General features: G+C 61.2%; 20 protein-coding genes. 3 read left to right on the top strand and 17 right to left on the bottom strand.

Features of this window, described 5'->3' with window-relative positions; genetic code table 11:
* Positions 1–27 precede the first annotated feature (27 nt).
* The 3 genes from Uis1B_RS04415 to Uis1B_RS04405 all read right to left on the bottom strand — a co-directional run bounded on the left by Uis1B_RS04415 (position 28) and on the right by Uis1B_RS04405 (position 3665).
* A complete protein-coding gene (locus Uis1B_RS04415) occupies positions 28–1317 on the bottom strand; it encodes a deoxyguanosinetriphosphate triphosphohydrolase (RefSeq protein ID WP_101615989.1) in 1290 nt (429 codons plus the stop codon).
* Between the two features lie 20 nt (positions 1318–1337).
* A complete protein-coding gene (alr, locus tag Uis1B_RS04410) occupies positions 1338–2696 on the bottom strand; it encodes an alanine racemase (RefSeq protein ID WP_101615965.1) in 1359 nt (452 codons plus the stop codon).
* A gap of 132 nt (positions 2697–2828) precedes the next feature.
* Positions 2829–3665 carry an ATP-binding cassette domain-containing protein gene (locus Uis1B_RS04405; RefSeq protein ID WP_101615963.1) on the bottom strand — a complete coding sequence of 279 codons (837 nt, stop codon included), beginning with the start codon at positions 3663–3665 and terminating at the stop codon, positions 2829–2831.
* Positions 3666–3958: 293 nt separating this feature from the next.
* On the opposite strand from Uis1B_RS04405, the gene Uis1B_RS04400 reads away from it, so the two are divergent.
* Positions 3959–5434, top strand: a complete 1476-nt coding sequence (locus Uis1B_RS04400; RefSeq protein WP_101615961.1) for an APC family permease — start codon at positions 3959–3961, stop codon at positions 5432–5434.
* Positions 5435–5453: 19 nt separating this feature from the next.
* On the opposite strand, the gene gnd is transcribed toward Uis1B_RS04400, so the two are convergent.
* Positions 5454–6407: a phosphogluconate dehydrogenase (NAD(+)-dependent, decarboxylating) gene (gene gnd, locus Uis1B_RS04395; RefSeq protein ID WP_101615960.1), complete on the bottom strand. Its 954-nt coding sequence runs from the start codon at positions 6405–6407 to the stop codon at positions 5454–5456.
* A gap of 14 nt (positions 6408–6421) precedes the next feature.
* The gene (locus tag Uis1B_RS04390) at positions 6422–6952 is read right to left on the bottom strand and encodes a gluconokinase (RefSeq protein WP_101615958.1); all 531 of its coding nucleotides are present in this window, start codon (positions 6950–6952) and stop codon (positions 6422–6424) included.
* Positions 6953–7109: 157 nt separating this feature from the next.
* On the opposite strand from Uis1B_RS04390, the gene Uis1B_RS04385 reads away from it, so the two are divergent.
* Positions 7110–7820: a FadR/GntR family transcriptional regulator gene (locus Uis1B_RS04385; RefSeq protein ID WP_101615955.1), complete on the top strand. Its 711-nt coding sequence runs from the start codon at positions 7110–7112 to the stop codon at positions 7818–7820.
* Between the two features lie 122 nt (positions 7821–7942).
* Here the strand turns inward: Uis1B_RS04385 and Uis1B_RS04380 are convergent, their stop codons facing one another.
* From Uis1B_RS04380 to Uis1B_RS04330, 11 genes are all read right to left on the bottom strand, one after another.
* A complete protein-coding gene (locus Uis1B_RS04380; protein ID WP_423734860.1) occupies positions 7943–9133 on the bottom strand; it encodes a pyridoxal phosphate-dependent aminotransferase in 1191 nt (396 codons plus the stop codon).
* 36 nt (positions 9134–9169) lie between these two features.
* Positions 9170–9652 (bottom strand): S-ribosylhomocysteine lyase, encoded by a 483-nt coding sequence (locus Uis1B_RS04375; protein ID WP_207763375.1) that lies wholly within the window; start codon positions 9650–9652, stop codon positions 9170–9172.
* Between the two features lie 212 nt (positions 9653–9864).
* Positions 9865–11796, bottom strand: coding sequence for a DNA helicase RecQ (recQ, locus tag Uis1B_RS04370; protein ID WP_101615949.1), 1932 nt, complete (start codon positions 11794–11796; stop codon positions 9865–9867).
* Positions 11797–12025: 229 nt separating this feature from the next.
* Positions 12026–13411 carry an MFS transporter gene (locus tag Uis1B_RS04365; RefSeq protein WP_243390254.1) on the bottom strand — a complete coding sequence of 462 codons (1386 nt, stop codon included), beginning with the start codon at positions 13409–13411 and terminating at the stop codon, positions 12026–12028.
* 243 nt (positions 13412–13654) lie between these two features.
* The gene (locus Uis1B_RS04360) at positions 13655–14821 is read right to left on the bottom strand and encodes a cystathionine gamma-synthase (protein WP_101615944.1); all 1167 of its coding nucleotides are present in this window, start codon (positions 14819–14821) and stop codon (positions 13655–13657) included.
* Between the two features lie 69 nt (positions 14822–14890).
* Positions 14891–15901, bottom strand: coding sequence for a cystathionine beta-synthase (locus Uis1B_RS04355; RefSeq protein WP_101615942.1), 1011 nt, complete (start codon positions 15899–15901; stop codon positions 14891–14893).
* Positions 15902–16330: 429 nt separating this feature from the next.
* Positions 16331–17359 carry a sensor histidine kinase gene (locus Uis1B_RS04350; RefSeq protein ID WP_133124836.1) on the bottom strand — a complete coding sequence of 343 codons (1029 nt, stop codon included), beginning with the start codon at positions 17357–17359 and terminating at the stop codon, positions 16331–16333.
* Between the two features lie 235 nt (positions 17360–17594).
* On the bottom strand, positions 17595–18245 hold the full coding sequence (locus Uis1B_RS04345; RefSeq protein WP_165782730.1) for a response regulator transcription factor: 651 nt from the start codon (positions 18243–18245) through the stop codon (positions 17595–17597).
* 63 nt (positions 18246–18308) lie between these two features.
* Positions 18309–18764, bottom strand: a complete 456-nt coding sequence (locus Uis1B_RS04340; protein ID WP_165782729.1) for a hypothetical protein — start codon at positions 18762–18764, stop codon at positions 18309–18311.
* Between the two features lie 73 nt (positions 18765–18837).
* On the bottom strand, positions 18838–19608 hold the full coding sequence (locus Uis1B_RS04335) for a hypothetical protein (protein ID WP_101615934.1): 771 nt from the start codon (positions 19606–19608) through the stop codon (positions 18838–18840).
* A gap of 214 nt (positions 19609–19822) precedes the next feature.
* Positions 19823–21310: a glycoside-pentoside-hexuronide (GPH):cation symporter gene (locus tag Uis1B_RS04330; protein ID WP_101615932.1), complete on the bottom strand. Its 1488-nt coding sequence runs from the start codon at positions 21308–21310 to the stop codon at positions 19823–19825.
* A 403-nt stretch (positions 21311–21713) separates the two neighbouring features.
* Between Uis1B_RS04330 and lacZ the strand changes: the two genes are divergently transcribed.
* Positions 21714–24953 carry a beta-galactosidase, LacZ type gene (gene lacZ / locus Uis1B_RS04325; RefSeq protein ID WP_101615930.1) on the top strand — a complete coding sequence of 1080 codons (3240 nt, stop codon included), beginning with the start codon at positions 21714–21716 and terminating at the stop codon, positions 24951–24953.
* Between the two features lie 154 nt (positions 24954–25107).
* Here lacZ and Uis1B_RS04320 read toward each other — a convergent pair whose 3' ends face one another.
* Entirely contained in the window at positions 25108–26265 is a 1158-nt protein-coding gene (locus Uis1B_RS04320; RefSeq protein ID WP_101615929.1) for an ATP-binding protein, read from the bottom strand.
* Between the last annotated feature and the right edge of the window lie 22 nt (positions 26266–26287).

The raw sequence follows: 26287 nt of genomic DNA, 5'->3' as shown, positions 1-26287 counted from the left end.
TCGCGCGTTCACGCGCGCCCGTACGCCTCACGAACACAGGATCGAATGCAGCGCCAACGCCGAACCGTCGGTAAGGCTCGCCACCTGATCCACCGCCACACGCAGTCGTTCGCCGTCATCGGCGGCGTCATACCAGTCGTCGAGGAACTGATCCTCCAGCGCATCGGAGGGTTCGGGGGAGTTCGTCATCATCACGTCGATGAGATCCTCCACGATTCTCAGCTGTTCCTGATGGAACGGCTCATGCTCGCGTGGAGCCATCACGAAATGGACGGCGATGCCCTTGAGCGCCGTGATCTCGTAGACGGTTTCCTCCGGAATCACCAGCGAAGCGGTGTATCGCACCAGAGGACCCTCACCGTACCGTTCGCGCGTGGCGCTTTCCACCGACCATGCGAACCGGCCGATCAGATCGCTGGTGATGTTCTTCAGCAGGGCAAGGGAACGCCGAGATCCCGAGAAATGGTCGGGCAGCAGATGGGCCCGGCGCAGCCTGCGGTAGGCGGCCAGCAGGAGATCGGGATTCCATTGCGGACCATACCAGCGTATGGTGCTTTCGACGATCCGATCGAGCATATGGGGGTCGACGAGAGATCTGGGATCGCAGGATCCGGAGACTATGGCGTCCTCCATGTCGTGCACGCAGTAGGCGATGTCGTCGGAAAGATCCATCACCTGGCATTCCATGGGCTTGGTCCGCGCGGGGGCATTGCGCTTGAGCCAGTGGAACACCGGCTCGTCGTCGGGATACACGCAGAACTTCGGGCTCGGTTTGCCGTCCGGACGCAGAGGCGCCTCGGCCTTGGTCCACGGGTATTTGACGGCCGCGTCCAGTGCGGCGCGGGTGAGGTTGACCCCGGCGCTGCGACCGTCGTCGTGGAAGACCTTCGGCTCCAGACGGGTCAGGATGCGCAGGGTCTGCGCGTTGCCTTCGAATCCTCCGATATCGCGGGCTATGCCGGCCAAGGCCCGTTCCCCGTTATGGCCGAACGGGGGGTGCCCCAGATCATGGGCGAGGCACGCGCAATCCACCACATCCGGATTGCAGCCCAGCAGCGCGGCGATCTGCCGGCCGATCTGCGCCACCTCCAGCGTATGGGTGAGCCGCGTTCGCGCGAAATCGTCGGTACCGGCCACCAGCACCTGGCTTTTCGCTCCGAGCCGACGCAACGCGGCGCTGTGGATCAGACGGGCGCGATCACGCTCGAAGGCGGTGCGGCTTTTGGATTTCGGCGGCTCTTTGGCCCATCGCTCCTCGTCGAAGGCCATATAGCCTTCGGTCTCCAGCACCAGCTCCCCGTCGGCGGTCTCGCCCATCATCGTCACGGCTGGCTCGCTCACAGCAGGCTCGCCGGATCCAGCTTCGCAAGATCCCGCCCGTCAAGCACCTTCGAAGCGTTGAGATACAGCCGCGGAATGCGATTGCGCAGGCAGGTGAAGATCTCATAGCTGATGGTGCCGGCGGCCTTGGCCCAATCATCGGCGGTGGGCTCGGCGAACGCCTCTCCCCTGCCCGGACCGAACAGTTCCACGGTATCGCCCTCATGCACGCCGAGCTCGGCGGCGGAACCATGCAGATCGAGGATGAACTGATCCATGCATACGCGGCCGGATACCCGCATGAGCTTCGGCCCGTCGACGGTCATCACCCGCACCGGGCCGCCGTTCTTCTGCACATGCTCGGCACCCTGCATGTCGAATCCGGAGGCCGAGCGGTGAATGCCGTCCGCGTAGCCCACCGGCACGATGGCCGTGCTGGTGTTGTCGGGGGTCAGATAGGTGCGGCCGTAGGAGATGCCGTGCCCGGCCTCCACGTCCTTGACGGTGCCGAGCTGGGCCTGGAAGGTCATGGCCGGCTTCAGCCGGTAGCTCGACGGGGTGCCCATCGCGGGATCGGGCTCATAGCCGTACAGGCCGATGCCCGGCCGGGTGAGCTCGAAATGGATCTCCGGTCGGCTCAGCGTGGCGGCGGTGTTGGCGAGGTGACGGATCTCGGGGGCGATGCCGGCCTGCTCCATGCGACGGGTGAAGTCCTTGAACGATTCGATCTGGCGGTCGGTGGAGGCCACGAATTCGGGAACGTCGGGACTGTCGGCCACGGCGAGGTGGCTCCACTGCCCTACGATGTGCAGCACACCTTCCTTGGCGAGCGGCACCAGTTTGTTCAGTGCGGCCTCGAAGCCCTGCGGGGTGAACCCGTTGCGTCCGAAACCGGAATCCACCTTCACATGCACGCGGGCGGGCCTGTCGAGCCTGCGGGCGGCTGCGGCCACCGCATCGATGCCGGCCAGGGAGCCGACCGAAACGTCGATGTCGTTGGCGATCAGCTCGTCGAAGGGCACGGCCGTGCCGTTGTACACCCAAGTGAGAATATGGCAGCGGTCGGGACCGATGCCCGCCTTGCGCAGCAGCAGAGCCTCGTGCGACTGCGCGGCGCCCAGCCAGGTGGCGCCGCCGGCGAGCGCGGCGAGCGCGGCGGGGATGAGCCCGTGCCCGTAGGCGTCGGCCTTGACGATGCCCATCACCGCGGTACCGCTGTTCGGCCCTCCCACCACGTTGACCAGCTGGGCCATGTTGTCTTTCAGGGCTGCGAGGTCGACGATGCATTGGGCCGGGTATCTCCGGCATGCCGCCTCGTAGTTGGCTTTTCCTTCGGCGGAGGAGAACTTCCAATCAGGTACTGCGTTCAAAGTCATAGCCACCATTGTGGCGCGTGAATGCGACGAAATCGTGATCATCGGTCGGTTCGCCGGAATCAAGTCACTCGGGTCGTCCGCATCGGGTCGTTCCGGTTCCCGTGCTTGCCGCGGGTTGCGCGTCCTGATCGCTCACGCCTCGGACTTCATGTCCTCGTACCGCCGGCGGATGAGATCGTTGTAGAAGTCAACGGCGGGTTGGGCCTCGCCGTCGAAGACGATGGTCTGGTCGTCCACCACCAGCACGCGGTCGATGCGGTAGGTGGGGTTGACGATCAGGTCGAGGTCGTGCGTGGCGAAGATCACCTGCTTGTTGTAGCCGAACAGCGCCTTGGCCACGGTTCTCGTGGCGTTTTCGTCAAGTCCCTTGGTCGGTTCGTCGGCGACGATCGCGGCCGGGTTGATGACCAGGGCGCCGACGATGGCGAGCAGATGCCGTTTTTCACTGTCGAGGCTGGAGGCCTTGCTGCGGGCGTACGGGGTGAGGCCGAAGTGGGCGAACAGCGATCCGACGGTCTCATGCTGCACGCCTTCCGGCAGACGGTATTTCCTCAGCTGGGCGGCCACCGCTTCGGAGATGTTCTCGGCCATGTAGTAGGACTGCGGGATCTCCTCACGTCGTACGATGCCGATGACGTCCCGGGCTTTTTTGGCGTCCGCCTTGACGGCGAGGTCCAGTGCGTCCGCGGTTTCGGTGGTGCCGTCGTCGTTGTAGAGGGTCTCCACCACGCTCGCATGGCCCGCGGTCGCCTTCTCCGAACCGTCGAGCACCTTGAGCAGTGAGGATTTGCCTGCCCCGTTGAGTCCGATCACCGCCACGCGTTTTTCGTCGATGGTGAGCGTGGCGGGTTTCAGCCCGACATGCCCGTCCTCGTAGGTGAGGCCGGCCTCGTCGAGCACGAACGTCAGCGATTTCGCGCGCGAATCCCAGGTGCGGTCCTTTCGTCCGAACAAACCGAACAGTGCCATGTCGTTCCCCTTTACGTAGATCCGTTACCGCCATTGTAGGGATGCGCTCGGATACCGCCGGACGGACCGGGGTTCGATGCGGATCGAGTCTTTCCGCAGACGTATTTCACGGCCCGGTCGTCTTACGATACGGACAAACGGAACATGCACAACACCACGGTTACATGGAAGCCTCTAAAATGTGATGGTCGATATTCGACGACCGATAACCGATGCGGGGCACGATCCTGACAGTCAGGCTCCGACGTCCCCGATCTCATGCCTGCGTGCATATCGAAGAGAAGAGTTATTACATGAGCGACTTGTTGCGTAAGAAAGACGTGGCGACCATCGTGGCCGAATCCACGCCTTTGAAACGAACGATGAAGACCTTTGATCTGACGATGCTGGGCATCGGCGCGATCATCGGCACCGGTATCTTCGTGCTCACCGGCAAAGGGGCACTCACCGCCGGCCCAGCGTTGTCGGTGTCGTTCCTGCTCGCCGCCGTCTGCTGTGGTTTCGCCGGTCTGTGCTACGCGGAGTTCGCGTCCATGGCCCCGGTTTCCGGTTCCGCCTACTCCTACGCTTATCTGGCGTTCGGCGAGCTCGTGGCGTTCGTGATCGGCTGGAATCTGATTCTGGAATACGCTCTGCAGGCGGCCACCGTCTCCGCGGGTTGGGCGGGCTATTTCAACAAGCTGCTCGAAGGGTTCGGGCTGCATCTGCCCGTAGAGCTCACCGCCGCATACGGCACCACGCCGGGCGTGACCACATACTTCAACCTGCCGGGCTTCGTGGTCGTGCTGATCATCACTTGGGTGCTGTCGATCGGCATCAATCAGACCAAGCGCGCCAACGACGTGATGGTGATGATCAAGCTGGCCATCATCGTCCTGTTCATCGTGTGCACCGTATGGTACGTGAACCCGGAGAACTGGAAGCCGTTCTCCCCGTACGGCATCTACACGTTCCAGCCCGGATCCACCCAGCCGTACGGCATCATCCCCGCGGCGTCGATCGTGTTCTTCAGCTTCATCGGCTTCGACGCCGTCTCCTCCTCCGCCGAGGAGACCGTGAACCCGAACAAGACCCTGCCGCGAGGCATTCTGATGTCGCTGGCCATCTCCACGGTGATCTACGTGATCATGACGCTGGTGATGACCGGCGTCGTGCCCTACAAGGAGTTCGCGAAGTTCATCGACGCGCCCGTCGCCGGCGTGATCCTCGAAACCGGGCTCAACTGGCTGGCGGTGATCGTGAACCTCGGCGCGCTGGTGGGCATGACCACGGTGATGCTGGTGCAGTTGTACGGTCAGTCCCGCATCTGCTACGCCATGGGCCGCGACGGCCTGTTCCCGAAGATGTTCAGCGAAGTGCACAAGAAGTACCTCACCCCGTTCAAGGGTACGTGGTTCTTCGGCCTGCTCACGGCGTTCGCCGGCGGGTTCATCAACATCAACATCCTGTTCGAGCTGGTGAACATCGGCACGCTTTCCGCGTTCATCATCGTCTCCGCCGGCGTGCTGTGGATGCGCAAAACGCACCCGGATGCCCATCGTGGATTCAAGGCGCCGGGCGTGCCGTTCACGCCGATCCTCTCGATCATCTTCTGCCTGGTGTTCATCGCCGGACTCAACTGGGAGACCTGGGTGCGGTTCGCGATCTGGCTGGCGATCGGCCTGTGCGTGTACTTCGGATTCTCCCGCAGGAACTCGGTGCTCGGCAAGCAGGCGCAGAAGAAGGCCCGCAAGGCCATCGACGAGGCGCTGGCCAACCAAGGGAAATAACCCCACGGAAGCGGCCCGATCACCATTTGGCGATCTCATCCACCTTGGTGACATGTCCGCCGAACTGGGCGCGCAGGGCGGTGACCACGCGCAGGATGTCGTCCGCGCCGCCGCGGGAGGACTGACGCTGCCACAGGGCGGCAGCCGTGGTCGGAGTCGGCACGCCAAGCTCAAGTGCCGCTTCGATCATCCACTTGGCCTCACCGGACTCGTTGGCTACCGCGGGCGTGTTCTTCAATTCGGGATCGTCCTGCGTGGCGTTGTCGAACAGGTCGAGCAGCCAGCTCGCCACCACCGAACCTTCGCGCCACGAATCCATGACGGCGGCCGGATTCTCGACGTATTCGCTTCTCATCATGGTGGCGAATCCTTCGCCGAACGCCTGCATCATGCCGTATTCGATGCCGTTGTGCACCATCTTGGCGAAATGGCCGCCGCCCACCGGGCCGGCGAGCACCAAGCCGTGATCACCCTCCGGCTTGAGCGTTTCCAATAGCGGCCGCACGGCATCGAACGTCTCCCGATCGCCGCCGAGCATCAGCGCGTAGCCGCGATCCGCGCCCCACACGCCTCCGGAGACGCCGCAGTCAAGGAACCGGATGCCCCGCTCGGCGAGCGCGGCGGCATGCGCCCGATCCTCGGTGTATTTGGCGTTGCCTCCGTCGATCACGATGTCACCCGGTTCCAGCAGCGTCTTCAGCGAATCGATGGTCTCCTCGGTGGGTTTGCCGGAGGGAACCATCACCCACACCACGCGCGGAGCGGACAGGGCCTCGACCAGCGCTTCGAGGCTGTCCACGTCGCGCTCGGATTCCGGGTTCATGTCGAATCCGACGACCTCGTGTCCGCCATCCCGAAGCCGCTTGGCCATGTTGCCGCCCATGCGGCCGAGTCCGATCATTCCGATCTGCATGATTGTGCTCTTTTCTCTGTGATGTTGTTCGTGACGTTGTTCTCTCTGTAGGGCAGGCATGCGTAACGCCGGCATCATGCGGTGAGTGCGCGCTCCTCCGTGGCGGCGTGCATATCCACGGCTGCAAGAGCGCGTTCGATCATCTCGTCGATGCCGCCTTCGATGGACACCGTGATGCCGGGTTCGTCATTCTCGAGTGGTTCCAAATCGGCGAACTGGCTGGGCAGCAGCGATGGCGGCATGTAATGGCCCTTACGGCGTGACATGCGCTCACCGATGACCTCCTCGCTGCCGACCATATGCACGAAGAACACGGGGACATCCTTGCGCAGCACGTCGCGATAGGCGCGTTTGAGCGCCGAACAGGAAACGACGGTGGACTCCCCCTCGGCGGCCCGACCCCGCATCCACTGATTGATGGTGCGCAGCCAGGGCCATCGATCCTCGTCGGTGAGGGGGATACCTGCGCGCATCTTGTCGACGCTGGCTTGGGGATGGAAGTCGTCGCCTTCGGCATAGACGAATCCCCTGCGATCCCGAATCGCCTCGGCGATGGTGGTCTTGCCGCATCCGGCCACACCCATAACCACTACATGCGTTGTCATCGTTCGCTCCTTTGCCTCAGTGGCCGCACTGCGGCCACGATCACGACTGCAAGTTGATGAGATTATCATAAATACATATCGTAATCTTTGTCAATTCAAAAAGAGTACTTTTAAAGATAAGGTACTGCCATACTTGCGGATTGGTATTCTTTTTCCTATGACCGATACGCCGAAACCCTCCGACACCAAGCTGATGCACCTGCCCATTGCGGATCGACTGGCCACCGACATCATCGACGGACCATGGGCCGTGGGAGCCAGCATGACGCTTGAGGACATCCAGAACCGGTTCGGCGTCTCCCGAACGGTGGCGCGCGAAGCGGCGCGATATCTGGAAGCCACCAATGCAGTGACGATACGGCGACGCGTGGGACTGGTGGCGCAGGATCCCGCAACCTGGGCCGCGATGAACCCGCAGGTGATTCAGTGGAAGCTGCATTCGAACCAACGTAAGCAGGAACTGCTGTCACTCACCGAGCTGCGACTCGCCGTGGAGCCGGCCGCAGCCGCATGCGCCACGCATCGGGCGCCTCTGGAGACCCGCGCGAAGATGCCGGTGCTGGCGATGGAAATGAGGCGACACGGCGAGGCCGGCGACCTCGATCCATTCCACGAACTCGACATCGAATTCCATTCGACGCTGCTGCGCAACAGCGGCAACGAGCTGTTCGCGTCGCTGGCACCGATCGTCGAAACGATCCTGCGCGGACGCGTGGAGATCAACATGTATCCGAGCAGGCCGTCGAAAAGCGCACTCGATGCGCACGACGCGGTGGCAGACGCCGTATGGCGGGGCGACGCCGAACGGGCGCGTATGGCCATGCACGACATCGTCGATGAAGTCAGCACGGTGATCGCAGCACGGTGATCGCAGCCGCTTCACCGCACGATCACCGATATGCCGGGCAGCCGGCGTGAATCCGGCATGGATGGATCCGGCATGGATGGATCCGGCATGGATCCACAGTCAGGCAAATCTGCACCGCAAATCTAAGCCGTCGCGCCGAGACGCGACCGCACCGACGTCATACGACGAACCGCCTCGGCCAGCTGCCGCTCATCCTTCAGCAGACTGAACCGCACATAATCCTTTCCCGCAGAGCCGAAGCACGAGCCGGGCAGAATCGCCACCTCGGCCTCGCGCAACACCGCTTCGGCGAACGACGAACCATCCACGCCATGCGGGGCCCGCGCCCAGACGAAAATGCCACCGGCCGAATCGAACACGTCAAGACCGAGATCGCGCAGACCATCGGCGATGATCGCGCGACGGCGGGCATATCGCGCGGCCAATCGCTCCACACAGCTCTGATCGCTACGCAAAGCGGCGATGCCGGCGTCCTGGACCATGCCGGTGATCATCGATCCCATCTGATAGTGGTAGCGCTTGAGATGCGAAACGATCTCGGCATTGCCGGCAACGAACCCTGCGCGCCATCCCGCCATCGCATACTGTTTGGACAGCGAATCCACCTCCACCGACACGTCGAGCGCCCCCGGCACGGACAGCAGACTGATCTGCTGATTCGCCGGATCCACGCCGAGACCGGTGTAGGCGAAATCATGCACGATCACGAAACCGTATTCATGGGCACGCGACACGGCTTCGGAGAAAAACGACACGGGCGCCTGAGCGCCGGTGGGATTGTTCGGATAGTTGAGCACGAGCACGCGCAGGCGCCGCCACACGTCGGCCGGCACCGCGTCGAGATCGGGCAGCCAGCCGAGCTCCGGGCTGGCCGGCAGCAGGATCTCCTCAGCCCCCGCCATCACCGCCATGCAATGATACGAGGGATAGTATGGGTCGGCGAACGCCACCGCATCGCCGCGATCCAGAAGGATCGCGGTCAATCCGGCAAGGCCGTCCACCGCCCCCTCCACGGCGAACACCTCGGTTTCGGGATCCACCGCCACTCCATGAACATCGCGATACCAGTCCGCGGCCGCCCGCAGATACTCACGCTTGCCGTCGAACGGCGTGTAGCAGGCATTGCCGGGATCATCAACGGCCCGCTTCGCCGTCTCACGGATGAACGACTCCGGATAGGCGTCGGGATTGCCCTTGCTCAGATCGATGACATCCGCTCCCCCGGCAACCGCCCGCGCCACCCTGGCATCCATATCGGCGAAAATATTCGCCGGGATCCCCTGCGCGACCCTTGAAAACCGCATCGGCCTCATTGACTGCATGCCCCCGAACCAGACGAACCAGACGAATCAGACGACCTTGCGTTCGAACGGGTCGGAGCTGATGCCCTTGGCGAGAATGTCCTTGGCCCATTCCTTCGCAGTGAACAGGCTGTGGTCGCGGTAGTTGCCGCAGCTTTCGATGGTGGTGGCGGGCACATCATCCCATGTGGCCTTGTAGGCGATGAATTCCAGCGACTCCTTGAGCGCGCGGGCCACGTCCTCGGTGGAATGCTCGCCCCAGGTGAGCAGATGGAATCCGGTGCGGCAGCCGAACGGCGAGCAGTCGATGTAGCCCGGAATGCGTTCGCGCAGCAGCACGGCGATGGTGTGCTCGATGGTGTGCAGGCCGCCAGTGGGGATGGCGTTCTCGTTCGGCTGCACCAGACGCAGGTCATAGTTGGAGATCACATCGCCGTGAGGGCCGGTCTCCGTATCGATGTAACGCACATACGGCGCCTTGACCTTCGTGTGATCGAGCTGGAAACTTTCAACGACCGGCTTATCTGCCATGATGCCTCCTTGGATGGGAATGGTAACCGCTACCTACTGTGGTCCGAAAACGACCGATCGTCAACCATGCGATCATATGCGTTGGTTATCGCCGGCCATCAGGAACGTACCGACCGGGGCGGATCGGCGGCTCGGCCCGGATCGACGGCAATGCCGACGCCCTCGTCCTGCCGACAGCGTCGATGATTCCCGATCCCGCTATTCCACGAAATCTATTCCACGAAATCACGGATGGCTGCGATGAAACGGTCACCGTACAGTTCAAGCTTGTGCTGCCCGACGCCGTTGACCTCGAGGAATTCATCGGCCGAGGTGGGACGCCGCTCGCACATGCCGCGCAACGTCTTATCGGAGAAGACGATGTACGGTGGCTTGCCGATCTCGCGAGCGATCTCCAGACGCAGTTCCCGCAGCCGGTCGAACAGTTCGGCGTCCGACCCCTCAAGCCCGGCGGCCGCAGCCGATCGGGACCGGGCACCATCCCCGGAGCCCCCGTACGCTCCCGCACCGTATACGCTGGCCTGTCTTACGGACGCGCCGGCCGGCCGCTCCAATCGTTTGACCGTCATCCGGAAGTCCGGCGCCACGGTCCGCACGGCCCGGGGCCCGAACAGCACGATCGGAAATCTGCCATCGGACACGACGAGATATCCGTCAGAAATCATCTGAGAGATCACGTCGCGAATCTGCGCCGCGGACCTATCCTTCAACCGTCCATAGGTGGGCGCCGAATCGAGATGACGCCAATCGTGCATGTCCTGCGAATCGGAACCTCGTAGGATCTGCACGATCTTGGCCGCGCCGAGACCACGGGGACTGCCGTCCCGATTCGGTTCCAGCAACGTCAGGATGTCATGCACGCATTCGCTGACCGCCCGCGCGATGTCGGTCACGTCGACGATTTCGAATTCGCCGTCGCAGTTCGAACAGCCGGAGCATGCGGTCTCGCCGGTTTCGCCGAAATACGTGGTGATGTACCGGTGCAGGCATTCGGTGGTGCGGCAGTATCCGGTCATGCCGTCGAGCATTACGCGCCGGCGGTTGCGCACGGCTTCGAGCTCCTCTGCGCTCAGACGGTCGTTCTCGCTCTCGTTGTCGATGAACCGGCGTCGGGTCATGATGTCCGCATCGCTCCACAGCAGGGTGCAACGGGCCGGTTCGCCGTCACGCCCGGCGCGACCGGCCTCCTGATAGTAGGCCTCGATGCTGTCCGGCATGTTGTGGTGGATCACGTATCGCACGTTGGATTTGTCGATGCCCATGCCAAACGCATTGGTGGCCACCACCACGCGCACCGTATCGTTGACGAAATCCCGCTGCGCCCGGTGACGTTCCTCCGCAGACAATCCCGCGTGATAACATGCCGCGGATATGCCATGACGCTGAAGATCGTCGGCAAGTGACTCCGTCTCCTTGCGCGTGGCGCAGTAGATGATGCCGGATTCGTCAGGGCGGGCGGTCACGTAGCGTTCGATCCACTGTCGCTTGACGGTGGGCGTGGCCTTGATGACGTCAAGGTACAGGTTGGTTCGGTCGAATCCGGTGACGCTGATCTGCGGAGCATTGAGGCCGACGAGTTTGACGATGTCGCGGCGCACCCGTTCAGTGGCGGTGGCGGTGAACGCGGCGATGATGGGACGGTACGGCAGGCCACCGATGAAGTCGCCGATGCCAAGGTAGGCGGGCCTGAAGTCCTGCCCCCATTGCGAAACGCAATGCGCTTCGTCGATGGCGAGCAAGGAGATGCGGGTGTTGGCGGCGAAACCGGCGAACTGCCGGGTTCCGAGCCGCTCAGGGGCGACGTAGACGACTTTGCACCGCCCGGCGCGCGCCTCGGCAAGCGCTGCGGACTGTTCCTCGAGGCTTTGCGTCGAGTTGACGTAGACGGCATGAATACCGTTGTCTTCGAGGCCGGCGACCTGATCGGCCATCAGCGAGACCAGCGGCGAGACCACCACGGTGAGGCCTTCGAACAGGACCGCGGGAATCTGATAGCAGATGGATTTGCCTGCGCCCGTAGGCATGACGCCGAGCGCGTCACGGCCGGAAAGGATCGCGGCGATCAGCGGTTCCTGACCGGGCCGGAAGCCGTCGTAGCCGAAATACTGCCGCAGCGCCGCGCGCGCATCGTTCATGTCTGCCATGATTCAGACCATAGCACCGAGGGTGGGGGATTTTGCCGTTCACTCTTCGCGGGGTGCCGGCGAAGAGTGAACGAATCTATCTTCGCAATACCATCAAACGAACACGGGTTCGACGGAATCATGCCGATGCGAAGAAGGAAACCGAACAATTGCGAACAGCCTCCAATTCACTCTTTGAAGCGCTCTTCAAAGAGTGAACCGAGAACGAGCACAGCTAATGGGCCACCGATCACCGTTCTCTGGTGATGGTGAAGTTGCGACGGAACACAAGCAGCAGAATCAGCGCCACGATGGCGATGCCGCACATGATCCAGAACATGTTCGCCGCCTGCGCCGAAACGCCACTGCCCACGCCGAACAGGCTGCCGCGAGCCGTGGATGCGCTTGCCATGAGACTTGAATACACGGCGATGCCGATGGATGCGGACGTATTGAGCATCAGATCAAGGATGCCTATGCCACGACCATTCTCCTCCACCGGAAGCGCATCGGATGCCGCATCATAGATCGGCGCGTAGATCAACGTGGTTCCGCCGACGAACACGCAGGCGAGGACGGTCAGCACAGCGAACCCCTTGCCGATGAGCAGTGCCGAACCGGCGAATCCGACGATCATCATCAGCGCGGACACGATGATCGTACGCATACGACCCATACGGTTGATCAGCGGCCCCGACAAGGAACCCAGGACCGCGGAAATCGCGTAGACCAAGGCAAGGCACATCGAAATGACCGTCAGCGGCATCCGATAGATCTGCGTACCGATAACGTTGTAGATCGGCACACAGGCGTAGTTGAAGAACACGAACAGAAACTGGACCAACAGAATCGACATGAACGCGCCGTTGGTGACGAAGGATCGACCGAGGAACGGATTCTTCGACTTCCAGATCCACAGCACGAACAGAATCGCGAACAGCACCGCGGCGACGATAAGACCGAAGCCGGGGAACGAGAAGTAGACGGCGATAAGGCCCGCGAACACCGCAAACAACGCAATGCCAATGCCGTCGATACGTTCGCCGCGCTCCCCAACGTCGGGAGTGTTCCGAATCAGCAGCGGAACGAAAACGACCGACAACGCCGGCACAAGAAAAAGGTACTTCCAGTCGAAGGAGCTGATGATGCCGCCGGCAAGAACACCGATCGCAGCCGCGACGCAATACACGGCATTGTAGAGCCCAAGGTAGAAGGCCTTCTCCTTGTCGTTGAGGTATTTGACCGCCATCACAAGGAACACGGATCCGGCGACCTGCGCACCGGCGACCTGAACCATGCGCGAAACCAGTACGATCCAGAAGTTGAATGATCCGAGGAATCCCACCAAGCTTCCCGCCAGCAATGCGGCCATGCCGAATATCGTCATGCGTTTCGGGGAGATGAAATCGCACAGCGTGCCATATAGCATGCAAACGACACCAAGCACGATCCCCGGCAATGTGCTGATCAGCGAAGCGCTCGACGACATGCCCAGCGCATCGCCGATATTCTGGAACACCAGATTGAACGCCTGGATCATCAGCGCACCCAGCATGAATACGACGAGCAGCGCCGGCAACGCCTTCTTGGTTTTCGCGCGGTTTTCTTCAAATTCGACGGCCGCTTCTTCGGTCATGATCGGCATTCCTTTTTCTGGGCAACATGAAAACAACCTTCAGTATCGGTCAATCATGTTTCCTCCGTTCACTCTTCGCGGGGTGCCGGCGAAGAGTGAACGAATCTATCTTCGCAATACCATCAAACGAACACGGGTTCGACGGAATCATGCCGATGCGAAGAAGGAAACCGAACAATTGCGAACAGCCTCCAATTCACTCTTTGAAGAGCGTTTCAAAGAGTGAACCGGAAACAGGCACGATCAGGCACGCTCAAGGGCCTGATCAAGGTCGGCGATCAGATCGTCGATGTTCTCGATGCCGACGGAGAGACGAATCAGGTTGTCTGGGACCTGCAGCGTGGTTCCTTCCACGGAGGCGTGGGTCATCGCGGCGGGATGCTCGATCAGCGACTCTACGCCGCCCAGCGACTCGGCCAGCGTGAAGATCTCGGTGGATTCGGCGAACTTCAACGCCGCCTCGCGTCCTGCGGCCAACTGCACGGAAACCACGCCTCCGAAACCGCCATGCATCTGGCGGGCGGCGATCTCATGACCGGGATGGGATTCCAGACCGGGATACAGCACCTTCTCCACTTCCGGACGGGAAGCCAGATGCTCGGCCACGGCCAGCGCATTGGCACTGTGCCGCTTTACGCGCAGTTCGAGGGTCTTGAGCCCACGGGTCTGTAGCCAGGAGTCGAAGGCGCCCGGCACCGCACCCGCGGAGTTCTGCAGGAAGGCCACCTGGTCGCGCACCTCCTCGTCGTTGAGCACCACGGCACCGCCGACCACGTCGGAATGGCCGCCGATGTACTTGGTGGTGGAGTAGACCACGGCGTCGGCGCCCAGCTCAAGCGGATGCTGCAGCACCGGGGACGCGAAGGTGTTGTCCACCACGATCTTCGTGCCATGACGGTGGGCCAGATCGGCGATGGCCTCGATGTCGGTGATGCGCAGCATCGGGTTCGACGGGGTCTCCACCCAGATGTAGGCGTAGTCATTGCCCTCCAGCGCCTCGGCGACGGCGGCGAGATCCGAGATGTTGACCACGTCCAGACCGACGCCCCACGGCACGAACACCTTGCTCAGCAGTCGGTAGGTGCCGCCGTACACATCGTTGCCCAGCAGCACGCGGTCGCCAGGCCGAAGCGTGGAGCGCAGCAGCACGTCGATCGCGGCCAAACCGGACGAGAACGCGAGCGCGTATCTGCCGCCTTCGATCGCGGCGAGCTGGGTGTCGAAGGAGTCACGGGTCGGGTTCACCGAACGGGTGTAGTCGTAGCCGTGGCGGAGCTTGCCGACGCCGTCCTGCTTGTAGGTGGAGGTGAGGTACAGCGGCGGAACGACGGCGCCGGTGATCGGATCGGGTTCCTGTCCGGCGTGGATGGCGCGGGTGGCGAGCTGGGTGGCGGTGAAGTCGATGGACATGATGGCTCCTTAGCTATATGCGATGAAATTTATGAGGTTGATTGAATCGTATGGTGATGGGCGGCAGGATCACTCGGGGATGATCGAAGGACGCGAGGTGCGCTTGACGACGTCTTCGAAGCCGTTGTCGATCATCCACTGGTCGTTGAAGATCTTGCCGAGGTAGCTTCGGCCGGAGTCGGGCAGCAGCACCACCACCACCGCGTCCTTGCCGAGCTGGTGCTCGCGAGCGTACCGCAGCGCGGAAACCACGGCCATGCCGGAGGAGCCGCCCACCAGCAGTCCTTCCTCGGCGGCGAGACGGCGGGTCATTTCGAAGGCGTCGGCGTCGTTCACCTTCACGATCTCGTCGACCACGCTCGGATCATAGGCCTTGGGGAAGAAGTCCTCGCCCACGCCTTCGATCTTGTACTGATGCACTTCGGCCGGATCGTCGGCCGAGTAGATCGAGCCCTCGGGATCGGAGCCGACCACGGTCACAGCCCCGTCGGAGACCTCCTTGAGGTACTTGCCCGCTCCGGAGATCGTGCCGCCAGTGCCGATGCCGGCCACGTAGTGGGTCACCTGGTGGTCGGTCTGCTCCCAGATCTCCGGCCCGGTCGTGTAGTAGTGGCTTAAGGGGCCGTTGGGATTGTCGTACTGGTTGGGTTTGAACGCGCCGGGGATCTCCCGGGCGAGACGGTCGGACACGTCGTAGTAGGAGCGCGGGTCGCCGGGGCCGGCGTCGGTGGGGGTGACGATGACTTCGGCGCCGTAGGCGCGCAGCACGGCGCGCTTGTCTTCGGAGACCTTGTCGGGCACGGTGAAGATCGCGCGGTATCCGCGCTGCTGGGCGACCAATGCCAGTCCTACGCCGGTGTTGCCGCTGGTGGGTTCGACGATGGTGCCGCCGGGCTTGAGCTGACCGGATTTCTCGGCCGCGTCGACGATGCGGGCGGCGATGCGGTCCTTGGAGGAGCCGCCGGGGTTCATGTACTCCACTTTCACGGCGATGGTGGCGTCGATGCCGTCGGTCACATGGTTGAGCTTGACGAGCGGGGTGTTGCCGACGAGTTCGGTGATGGAGTTGGCGATGGTCATGTCTCATTCCTCCGGTTGCGGATGGTTGTTTCGTACTGCCTGCGTTCCTTGCGATTGCTGCGATCGTTCGCCGCTTCCCCGTGGGCGCCGATCGGCTGTGCAGTACTGAAATGAGACGATACCCGATGCTGGTTTCGGGTTTGGATGATGATCGCCCTGCGAGATATTCGGTCGGGCATGCCATCAGGATCGACAATGGATCATGATGTTTGATCACCGATTGGATTTCACGCCGAATGGCGGTGAGAAATTCGTCCTATTTCAAGTTATGCGTCACTGACCAGCGCCCGGCACCTATCGTGCCTCGGGGCGGCGGTTAGCGACAACAACATGAAAAGAACGTCATGGCTCAAACAATACCACCCTCCCCGACATCCGGCGTGTCGGAAGATCCGCCCGGTACGCCGACGCAGCCCACGGACCTAAACGTCACCCCAATGATCGCAACGGAATCACAGCGGTCATCGCCCAGAATCCATCACGCGAATCCACGGTCAGGGAACCGCCCTGAGATCGGAACAGCGCTTCATGACTTCGCATTCCCCGACCGGAACGGGCAATCACGACGGAGGAATCGCCGGAATCATCCTTGGGCCTGTCGCTCACCGTCACGACAAGTTCATCGTCCTTCACGCAGATGCGCACCGCATATCCTCCCTCAGGAGAGGCATGACGAGCGATATTGCCATAGACCTCGGCGACGAATGATTCGACCAAAGTCCGCTGATTCCTTCCGATTCGCACGACGCCCGAATCATCCAACCACGAATCGCCTCGGAATCCCAAGGAATGCAAGCGACCATCGCCGTTCTCGACGATCAACCACAACGATTTCCCAAGATCCGCGCCCCTCACCGCATCGCCGACATCGTCAACGGTTCCGGCGAAGACCCCGGAAGAATTCCCGGACCTCGCATCATCCTCCAATGCGTCAATGACCTCATAGGTGTGATTCAGCGCCGTCACAGCAACCTCCCGCAGATCCGACAACGCTTCAGGAGCTCTATCATTCATCGCCTCATTCGTTGTCGTCGACTGATCGATGCGCATGATAAGATACGCCAGATCATTGGAGATCGAATCATGGATGCGAAGGGCCGCCCGTTCCCGTTCAAGACGATCATCCAGAGCCCGAACCACCTTGCGATTGCGAGTATTCCAGTACAGTGACGATCCGATGAACACCATCGCCACCATGATGCCGATCATAGCTGTCAGAGCGGGCGTGGTGTAGGTATCGTAATCGCTGGAACGCACGGCCTGAACGACGCTGCCGGAAAGTGCCAGCACCGCAAAGGGCACCCCTTCAACCGCATGCCGATGTGAAATCGTCAGCGCCGACAGCCATACCAACAGCATCGGAGACCATGGACTGTCCACCACGGCGTTGAACGAACCGACGAACCACAGCGATCCCACGAACCATCCAGAGACACGGGGAACGAACGGCAAGGCCATCGCCGCCATCGCATATAGACCCAGTTCGACAATGACACCGATCCGAAGCTGATCATAACCGTGTAACACCGTCATCTCGAAAATGGATATGCCTACGCATCCGACCGCTCCGATCCCGACCCACATGCGCCAAGGAAGTCGAACGAGCAGTCGAGCCAAGCCAGTAGGCCAAGCCAGGGCATCACGTATCGATCGCACTGATCTCATCATCGCATCGCCTTTATCACGGTATTTCCTACAAGACATGGTTGAACAGATTTCGTCGCTTGCAAATGGTGATGGCCTGCTCTCGATTCTTCACATGCAGCTTGCCAACCGCCCTATGCGTGTATACATATACGGTGCCTTCGCCAATGCCAAGCATCCTGGCAATCTGCGGGGTCGTATGATGCTCGGCATACAGGCGAAGCACCTCGACTTCGCGAGAGGTCAGCTCGACATCGAGTGAACCACCTTCGGGGGAATTCAGGACGGCATAAGATTCCCTCGGCGTCATGAATCCGGAATCTGCGGGATACACGCCGCCTGTCACGACGCTCCGAATGGCATCGGCGATATTCGCGAGCAGCGCATCCTTGGTCAGTAATCCCTGTGCCCCCGACTCACGAGCCCGGCCACGATACACGCGGGGATCATATGATGTTACGGCAAGTAGGCCGATGGACTCGGATCGCCTGCGAAGCTCCCGGCAGATCTGGCATCCGTCGCCGTCGGCAAGAGACATGTCCACCAACAGCACGTCGGGGACTTTGTCTGTGTACAGACAACGATGCAACGCTTCGGCACCCGTGGAAACGTCCCACACCACATGGAAGCCTCTCGAAACACGGCCGATGATCGTCTTCATCGCCTTGCGTGACAGCACATCGTTATCGACGATGCCCACGGTGATGGCTTCGCCGGCCTTGTCGCTGGCACCCATCGGCACGAGTCCATCAAGCCTCATATATCACGCTCCCCATGGATCCGGCTCAATGGAGGTCAACGATATATCCGCATATCGCAGCAACACGCGATATCCGGATGCGGTTTCCGCCGTCACATCGAAGTCCAAAGCCGAGCTCAACACCGAATCGGCGTTGAATTTCCCGGCATCGGCCTTTCGGTACACCGCCACATGATAGATCGCCCCCTCCTGCAGCCAAGGAACCACATCGATCTCGACGGCATCGAAACCTCCCAGACGATGAAGCATGCGACGCATCTTCGTCACGGCCCTCCGAAGGTCCTCATCGCTCTCATTCAAATCGGAAACCACGCAGGCCTTATGGATATCGCCGTCGCGTACGGATTCCATCAGCATGGTCACCGCCATATCCGGCGTGCGCGCCCCTGCGCCGCACCTGGCAAACCCAATGCCGCTGGAACACGCGGAACACGCCGCAACCATCAGCACGGTCAGCAACAGGGACGACATCCTTCGAACCATCATCGATCCGCTCTTATCGGATCACACCAGATGACCGAACCACTGCTTTTTACCGCGATCCGTAATCGCCGTAAACGGCTTGTTCCGAATCGGAGCGGAATGACCGCTCAAATAAATGAGATTCCCCTTCTTTGAACTGCGCATCCGAATCGTTGGACGCCGCATACTCATCATCGATGCTGCCTGATTCGTCTTCATCAGAAGACCTGTTCTCCGAAGACACTGCCTCGTTCGTGGATTGAGTATCCTGCCAGTTCTGATCTTCGGCAAGAATGTTGACGACGGTATTGTTCTCCGTATCGATAGTGAACCGATGAGGAACGATTTCCTCCCAATCAACGTCATCTTCGAAGATGTGCCGAGTGATGCGCAAATCAGCCGTTGCGACAACCATCGAATCGCCGCTGTTTGATTGCACCGACACGTTCCCCTCCTGTACGATAGTCACCTTATCAACAGTGAGAGGTCTGTCTCCTTTAGACATCGAACGCACGGTTTCAAGTTGCTCCGCTCCTTGCTTCTTCAGCGCATTGGATTCGGCGTCAGAGGCATGCAACGCATCCACAGAACGATCGACTCTATTTTGCGCGGAACGTGATTTCGGATTCGACGTCTGCGCGTACACCGCGTTATACACGGCGTTGAGATTGCTCGTCGTGGTTTTTACGGCATTATCTATGCTGATGCTGTCCGACGAGGACAGTCCCGCAGTATCATCCGAAGTCTCCGCCGCGGTCGCGGCAAATGGCATCATAGGGATGAGGGAAACAGCCAAAGCCGATGCGACACCCGCAATCATCAGATTCCGACCGCTCTTCATGGTTCCTCCTTTTGCATTGGAATCAATTCGATGATTCCGGTTGTATTCGAAGAACGCATGGGGGTTCAATCACCGGTACAGGAAATCTATACACCAAATCATCGGCCCCACAACGGTTGCACACATTCCGAAGCAGTCCCACACGGGATTGAGGAAAGCATGATGCCCCGATGATGGATTGCCGTGTTTCCATCGTCTTCGACTGTGGATGCCATCACTCCTCCTCGTCCTCGGTCTCGCCGTCGGCAAGCTTGGCTTCGAGTTCCTCGACGATCTTCGCGTGCATCGTTTCGTCGATCTTCACGGTGAAGACGAACACGAGCAGGCTGGCGACGATCAGCGCGAGCGGCGTGTAGAAGGCGAACATCTTGAAGGTGCGGATGTTGGCGGCGGTCATGTCGTCGGCGGTGGCGGTGCCGACCATGCCGGCGGCCACGGCGATGAAGCCGACGATGCCGTTGGAGAACGCTCCGGCGATCTTGTCGAGCATCGGACGGACGGAAAGCGTGACCGCCTCGTTGCGGCTTCCGGTTTTGAGCTGCCCGTATTCGATGGAGTCGGTGAGCGAAAGAATGGCGGTCATTTGGATGAACGTGCCGGGAATGTAGAACAGCACCAGGGCCACGATCACCATCGTGAGGTTCTGCGCGCCGACGATGAACGTGAGGTATCCGGCGATCATGAAGACCATGCCGGCGATGTACAGGTATCGGCGGGGAATGTAGCGGTTGAGCACCGGGTAGAGCGGAGTGGCGATGAGACCGGTGATGATCGGGATGATGCCGGCGATGGAGAACGCGGCCGGCTGGCCGAGCACGAACTTGAACAGGTAGAGCAGCACGCCGGTGGTGGCCACGTTGGCGATGGCGTACAGCAGGTAGCTCAGCGCCACCCACAGCAGCTGATCGTTTTTCGCGAGCGCGGCGAACGCCTGCAGCGGGTTGCCGTTCTTCTGCGCCTTGGCTCGCAACGCGCTTTCGTTCTCCTTGGTACCGAAGGCCACGGTGAGGGCGGTGATGATGCCGAGCAGTCCGACGATGATGCCGAATGAGGTCCAGCCGCTCTGGCTTTCCGCACGGGATCCGGTGAACACGTAGCTGAAGTAGGTGACGATCGGGATGACGACGACGGTGATGCCGTTGTAGCCGATGGAGCCGGTGAACGAACCGAGTGCGGTGTAGACGCTACGCTCGTGCGAGTCCTCGGACAGGGCGGGAATCATGCCCCAGTAGGAGATGTCTCGCAGCGAGTAGAGCACGTCGAGCACAATGAACACGATGACGAACAGGATGACGAACCATGTCTCGCTCACGTTGACCAGACCGAACAGGCCGGTGTAGACGAGCATGAGCAGCAGGGCGGATGTGCATCCGCCAATGACCTGCCATGGGCGGAAGCGGCCGAATCGTGTGGTGGTGTTGTCGATGAGGTTGCCGAGCAGCGGGTCGATGAAGATCTCCGCGATGCGGATCACCACGATCAGACCGGTGATGATGCCGATGAGTTTGGCGGCGAGTGCTTTGTCGACGCCTGAGAACATGGCGCTGGTGACGTAGACGACGAAATAGGTGCTGAGGGCGTTGTAGAAGGCCGCCTGCCCGAGGTTGCCGACGGCATAGCAGAGGCGGCGGCCGATGCCGGTTCGCCCGCCTTCGGATTGTCCGGTTTGACCTTGCGTCGATTGATCCGTTGTTTGCTTCATGGTCGCTCTTTTCTGTAGGTTCCGGTTCTGTGGATTGCTGCGGAGGCTGGGGATGTTGTCAAAGGATCATCCGTTGATCCAATATCGGTCAGTGTATTTCATTATTGATTTAAAGTAAAATTCATTACTAAAATATTGGTAATACGGCGTGTTCGAAACCGGAAACATTTGGTTATCACGGTAAAAGATCAAGCAAGATACCAAGCATTCCCACCGAGATCACCGGCCGAAATCGCCGACGATTCCGACAATCGTTCTCCCCGAAGTTGCGCGACGGCAACCCATGTATTACTTTTTTCAGTAAAGAGTTTTACTCCTCTTGCTGAATCAACGACAACGGCCACAACAACGATCACAAACAACAACGATCACGACAACGATCACATGTCAGGAAGCAGGCATCATGTCCATCAACGACACCGACCGACCGGCAATCCGTCAGCGAATCCGCATCACCGAAGCGGCGGAGGCGTCACCGACGTGGCTCACCGACCCGGAGGTGTTTGCGGTCAATCGCACGCCGGCCCATTCGAGCCATCGTTTCTACGACCACACCCCGATGCCGAACGAGACGATGAACCTCGTGCAGAGTCTCGACGGGGAATGGAAGATCGATATCGTCGAGGCCACGCCGGACGGATACCCGATCGCTTCGGTCGGCGGCACCGGCGATGCCGATCATCCCTCCTTCGCGAACCCTGATTTCGACGATTCCCCATTCGGCAGGATCGATGTGCCGTCGAATCTGGAGACGGCGGGATATCTCAATCCACAGTATGTGAACATCCAGTATCCGTGGGACGGCCACGAAGATCCCGTTGCACCCGACGTCCCGGAGCGCAACCATGTGGCACTGTACCGGCGTACGTTCGTCCCCGACGCCGCAGTAGCCGAGGCGCTGGCCGAACACCGACCGGTCACGCTGACGTTCCACGGCGCCCAGACCGCGATCACCGTATGGCTCAACGGCCGGTTCGTCGGATACGCCGAGGATTCCTTCACGCCAAGCGAGTTCGACGTGGCCGAACATCTGCAGGCCGGCGAGAACATACTGGCCGTCGCCTGCCACGAATTCAGCAGCGCCTCATGGCTGGAGGATCAGGACTACTGGCGGTTGCACGGCCTGTTCCGCAGCGTGGAGCTCACCGCACAGCCGAAAGTCCACGTCTTCGACCTGCGGATCACGCCCGACTACGACGCCGAACGGCATGAGGGACGGCTGGACGTTCGGGCATCGGTTCGCCATGCGGACGCCGCCCGAACGGTGACCGCCCGCCTGCTCGACGCCGACGGAGACACCGTATGGCAGTCGCAGCGAACGACGGCCGGAGCAGGCCTCCCCGAGGAGGATCCCTCCGAAAACGACCTCACCGAAAACGACCTCACCGAGTTCGATTGGAGCACCGCGGTGGAGTGCGTGCGCCCGTGGAGCGCCGAGGACCCGTATCTCTATACTCTGCAGATCGTCATCGACGACGAGGCCGGCGATGTCGTCGAAGTCACCGCCCAACGGATCGGCTTCCGCCGGTTCGTCATCGACGACGGCGTCATGAAGCTCAACGGCAAACGCATCGTATTCAAGGGGGTGAACCGTCACGAGTTCGACGCCCGCTTCGGCCGGGCCGTCACCGAGGAGGACATGCTGTGGGACGTGCGGTTCCTCAAACGGCACAACATCAACGCCGTACGCACATCCCACTACCCGAATCAGAACCGATGGTACGATCTGTGCGACGAATACGGCATCTATCTGATCAACGAAACGAACATCGAGACCCACGGCACATGGTCCATCCCCGGCGACCGGGTGACGCCGGAAACCAACGTGCCCGGGAACCGGCCCGAATGGGAGGGCGCCTGCCTCGACCGCGTGAACTCCATGATCCGCCGCGATTTCAACCACGCCAGCGTGCTGATCTGGTCGCTGGGCAACGAATCGTACGCCGGCACGGTGTTCCAGTCGATGCACGATCTCGTCCATGAGCTCGACCCCATGCGTCCGGTGCATTACGAAGGCGTGTTCTGGAACCGCGAATTCGATGCCTCCTCCGACATCGAAAGCCGCATGTACGCCAAGCCCGCCGAAATCGAGGCGTATCTCACCAACAACCCGCGGAAGCCCTACATCTCCTGCGAATACATGCACGCGATGGGCAATTCGGTGGGCGGCATGCAACTGTACACCGATCTGGAACGATACCCGCAGTATCAGGGCGGGTTCATCTGGGATTACATCGATCAGGCGCTGTGGCAGCGGCTCGGCGACGGCACCGAGCGACTCGCCTACGGCGGCGATTGGGACGACCGGCCCCACGACTACGAGTTCGCCGGCGACGGCATCGTGTTCGCCGACCGCACCGAATCGCCCAAGGCGCAGGAGGTCAAGAAACTCTACGCGAACGTGAGGGTCACGCCGGACGAAACCGGCGTGACGATCGACAACGGAAACCTGTTCGTCTCCACGGCCGGATACGTGTTCACGGCCCGCGTGCTGGTGAACGGCGTGGAGGTGTGGCATGCTGATCACCGGTTCGACGTGGCTCCCGGAGCCAGCGAACGGTTCGACGTGACGTTCGCCGAAGCCGGCCTGCCCGGCGACGAAATCATTCACGAGGTGGATCAGCGTCTCGCCGATCCGACCGAGTGGGCCGAGGCAGGGTATGAACTGGCCTTCGGACAGTATGCCTTCACCGTTCCCGGCGCCGATCCGGCAGACGACGCGACGCCGGAAACCGCATTCCAGCGGCCAACCTCCACAACGCCGAGCACCATCACGATCGTCGATTCACGCTGGAATCTCGGCATTCACGGCACTGGCCGGGCTTCCGGTGATTTCGAGGCGATCCTCTCCCGCACCCAGGGCGGATTGGTATCGCTGCGCCGAAGCGGCCGCGAGATGGTGATCCGCAGGCCGGACATCGTGACGTTCCGCCCGCTCACCGACAACGACCGGGGCAACGGCAGCGGATTCGAGCGCGCGCAATGGTTCGCGGCCGGCCGGTATGCCCGCGTGGTCGACACCTCGTTCGGCACGTCCGGAAACGGCATCACCGGCGAATACGTCTACGAACTGGCCACGCCGCAACGCACCCGGGTGACCATGCGCTACGAGGTGAACGGCGACGGACTGCTGCATCTGACCGCGTCCTACCCCGGTTGCACCGATGCACCGACCCTACCGGCGTTCGGCCTCGAATGGCAGCTGCCCGCACGGTACGAACATCTGCGATTCTACGGCCTCGGACCGGAGGAGACGTATCTCGACCGCAAAGCCGGCGGCAAACTCGGCATATACGAGACCACGGCCAAGGACAGCTTCGCACCGTATCTGGTACCGCAGGAGACCGGCAACCACGAGGACATGCGCTGGGCCGAAGTGACCGACGATCACGGGCACGGCATGCGGGTAAGCCAGGCAGGTTCCGGTACGTTCTGCGCCAGCCTGCTCCCCTACTCCACGCTGATGCTCGAGGAGGCCCGTCATCAGAATGAACTGCCGCAGCCCCGCCACACGTTCCTGCGACTGCTGGCGGCCCAGATGGGCGTCGGCGGCGACGATTCATGGGGAGCGCCCGTACACGAGCAGTTCCTTCTCGACGCCGCCAAGCCCCTCACCCTCGACGTGAGCATCGAACTGCTGTAGGCACGCGCCCTGATGGGGCTGCCTGTCATGGGCAGGGCAGACCGAGGGTGGTCAAGCCAAACTTGAGTACTCGACCACCCTCGGTCATTGTTCATGAGTACTCGACCACCCCCAGTCAGACTATGCCTGACAGCTCCCGCCGGCGGGAGCGGCTTCAATCGGAAGCGTCCGCGCTCATTCGCACAAATGCGGCATGCTCTCGCAGATACTCGCGCAAATAGGGAATCGCGAAATCCACCTTGCCGTATCCGCACTCTTCGATGACCTGCGCCTCCAAAAGCCGAGTGCGATAGGTTCCCGCATAGCTCAGCCCCTTTCCCATTCGCTCGGCGATCTCCGACGTGGAAGACGGGCCATCATCCTGCGCCATGGCCAGCAAATAGGTCTTGTCCACCGGCGACAGACTATCCAATTCCGGCCCATGCACGGTATCGCCCAATCGCGCCAGCGCCTTGGCTATGCCTCGTTCGGCATCGCTCACCGTCACCTCAGAGCTGTCGGGATGTTCCCGCATCGCGGTTCTCCAGATGTGGTACCCGACAAGCTGGATCATGAATGGATACCCGTACGTGGCCTCTGCGGCCATATGCAGCGCATCACCCGCCAGCACCATGCCGGAAGCGCGAAACGTATCCTCGAATGCGTCAGCCACATCGTCAAGAGGAACATCGTCAAGCACATGCGGATCAGCACGGCGCATGAACGTAGTCGCTTCATCGTTCAGCCATTTCGACGACATGGAAGGCAGACCCGCGAAGACAAAAGCATAATCCCGGCTCTCGGTGTTCATCTCCTGCGCCGCATTGGAAATGGCGATCATGTCATCACGATCCGCGGCCTGAGCCTCATCGATCTCGATCAGCAAGCCCGCATCCTTCTTTTCAAGCGCATCGAGTCGGCATCGCAAGGCGTCGGAAAGCGTGAGCGGCATCTGCTGAGGGGAATCGTAATGAAACTCGCCCAAGCTCCCGCCAGCCACGCCAGCCAGATTGAAGCTCGGGCTGATCGTAAACCCATATGAGCCCTTATCGCCCTGCGGATGAAGTCTGGTCACCAATCGTGCCGCCAACCCCTTGGAAGCCGATTCCCGAATGACCTCCCATCCTCGTTCCTGAGCTATGCTCGCGAATTCGGAAAGCAACACGGTCTTGCCGACTCCCCGCGCACCAGTGACTCGCATCAAACGAGACGGCGCCCCCGGACCGTTATCGAGCCCCTCCACAAAGTCATCGACGTCATCATCCCTACCGATGAGCAGAGGAGGCGTATGCCCGGCAGTTGGCTTGAACGGGTTTCTTCTCACGTTCCGCATAGCGGCCTCCTTCAGCACGACG

The organism is Bifidobacterium margollesii (genome assembly GCF_002860355.1).
Classification (GTDB): Bacteria; Actinomycetota; Actinomycetes; order Actinomycetales; family Bifidobacteriaceae; genus Galliscardovia; species Galliscardovia margollesii.
This window is presented reverse-complemented; position numbering and strand designations above follow the sequence as displayed.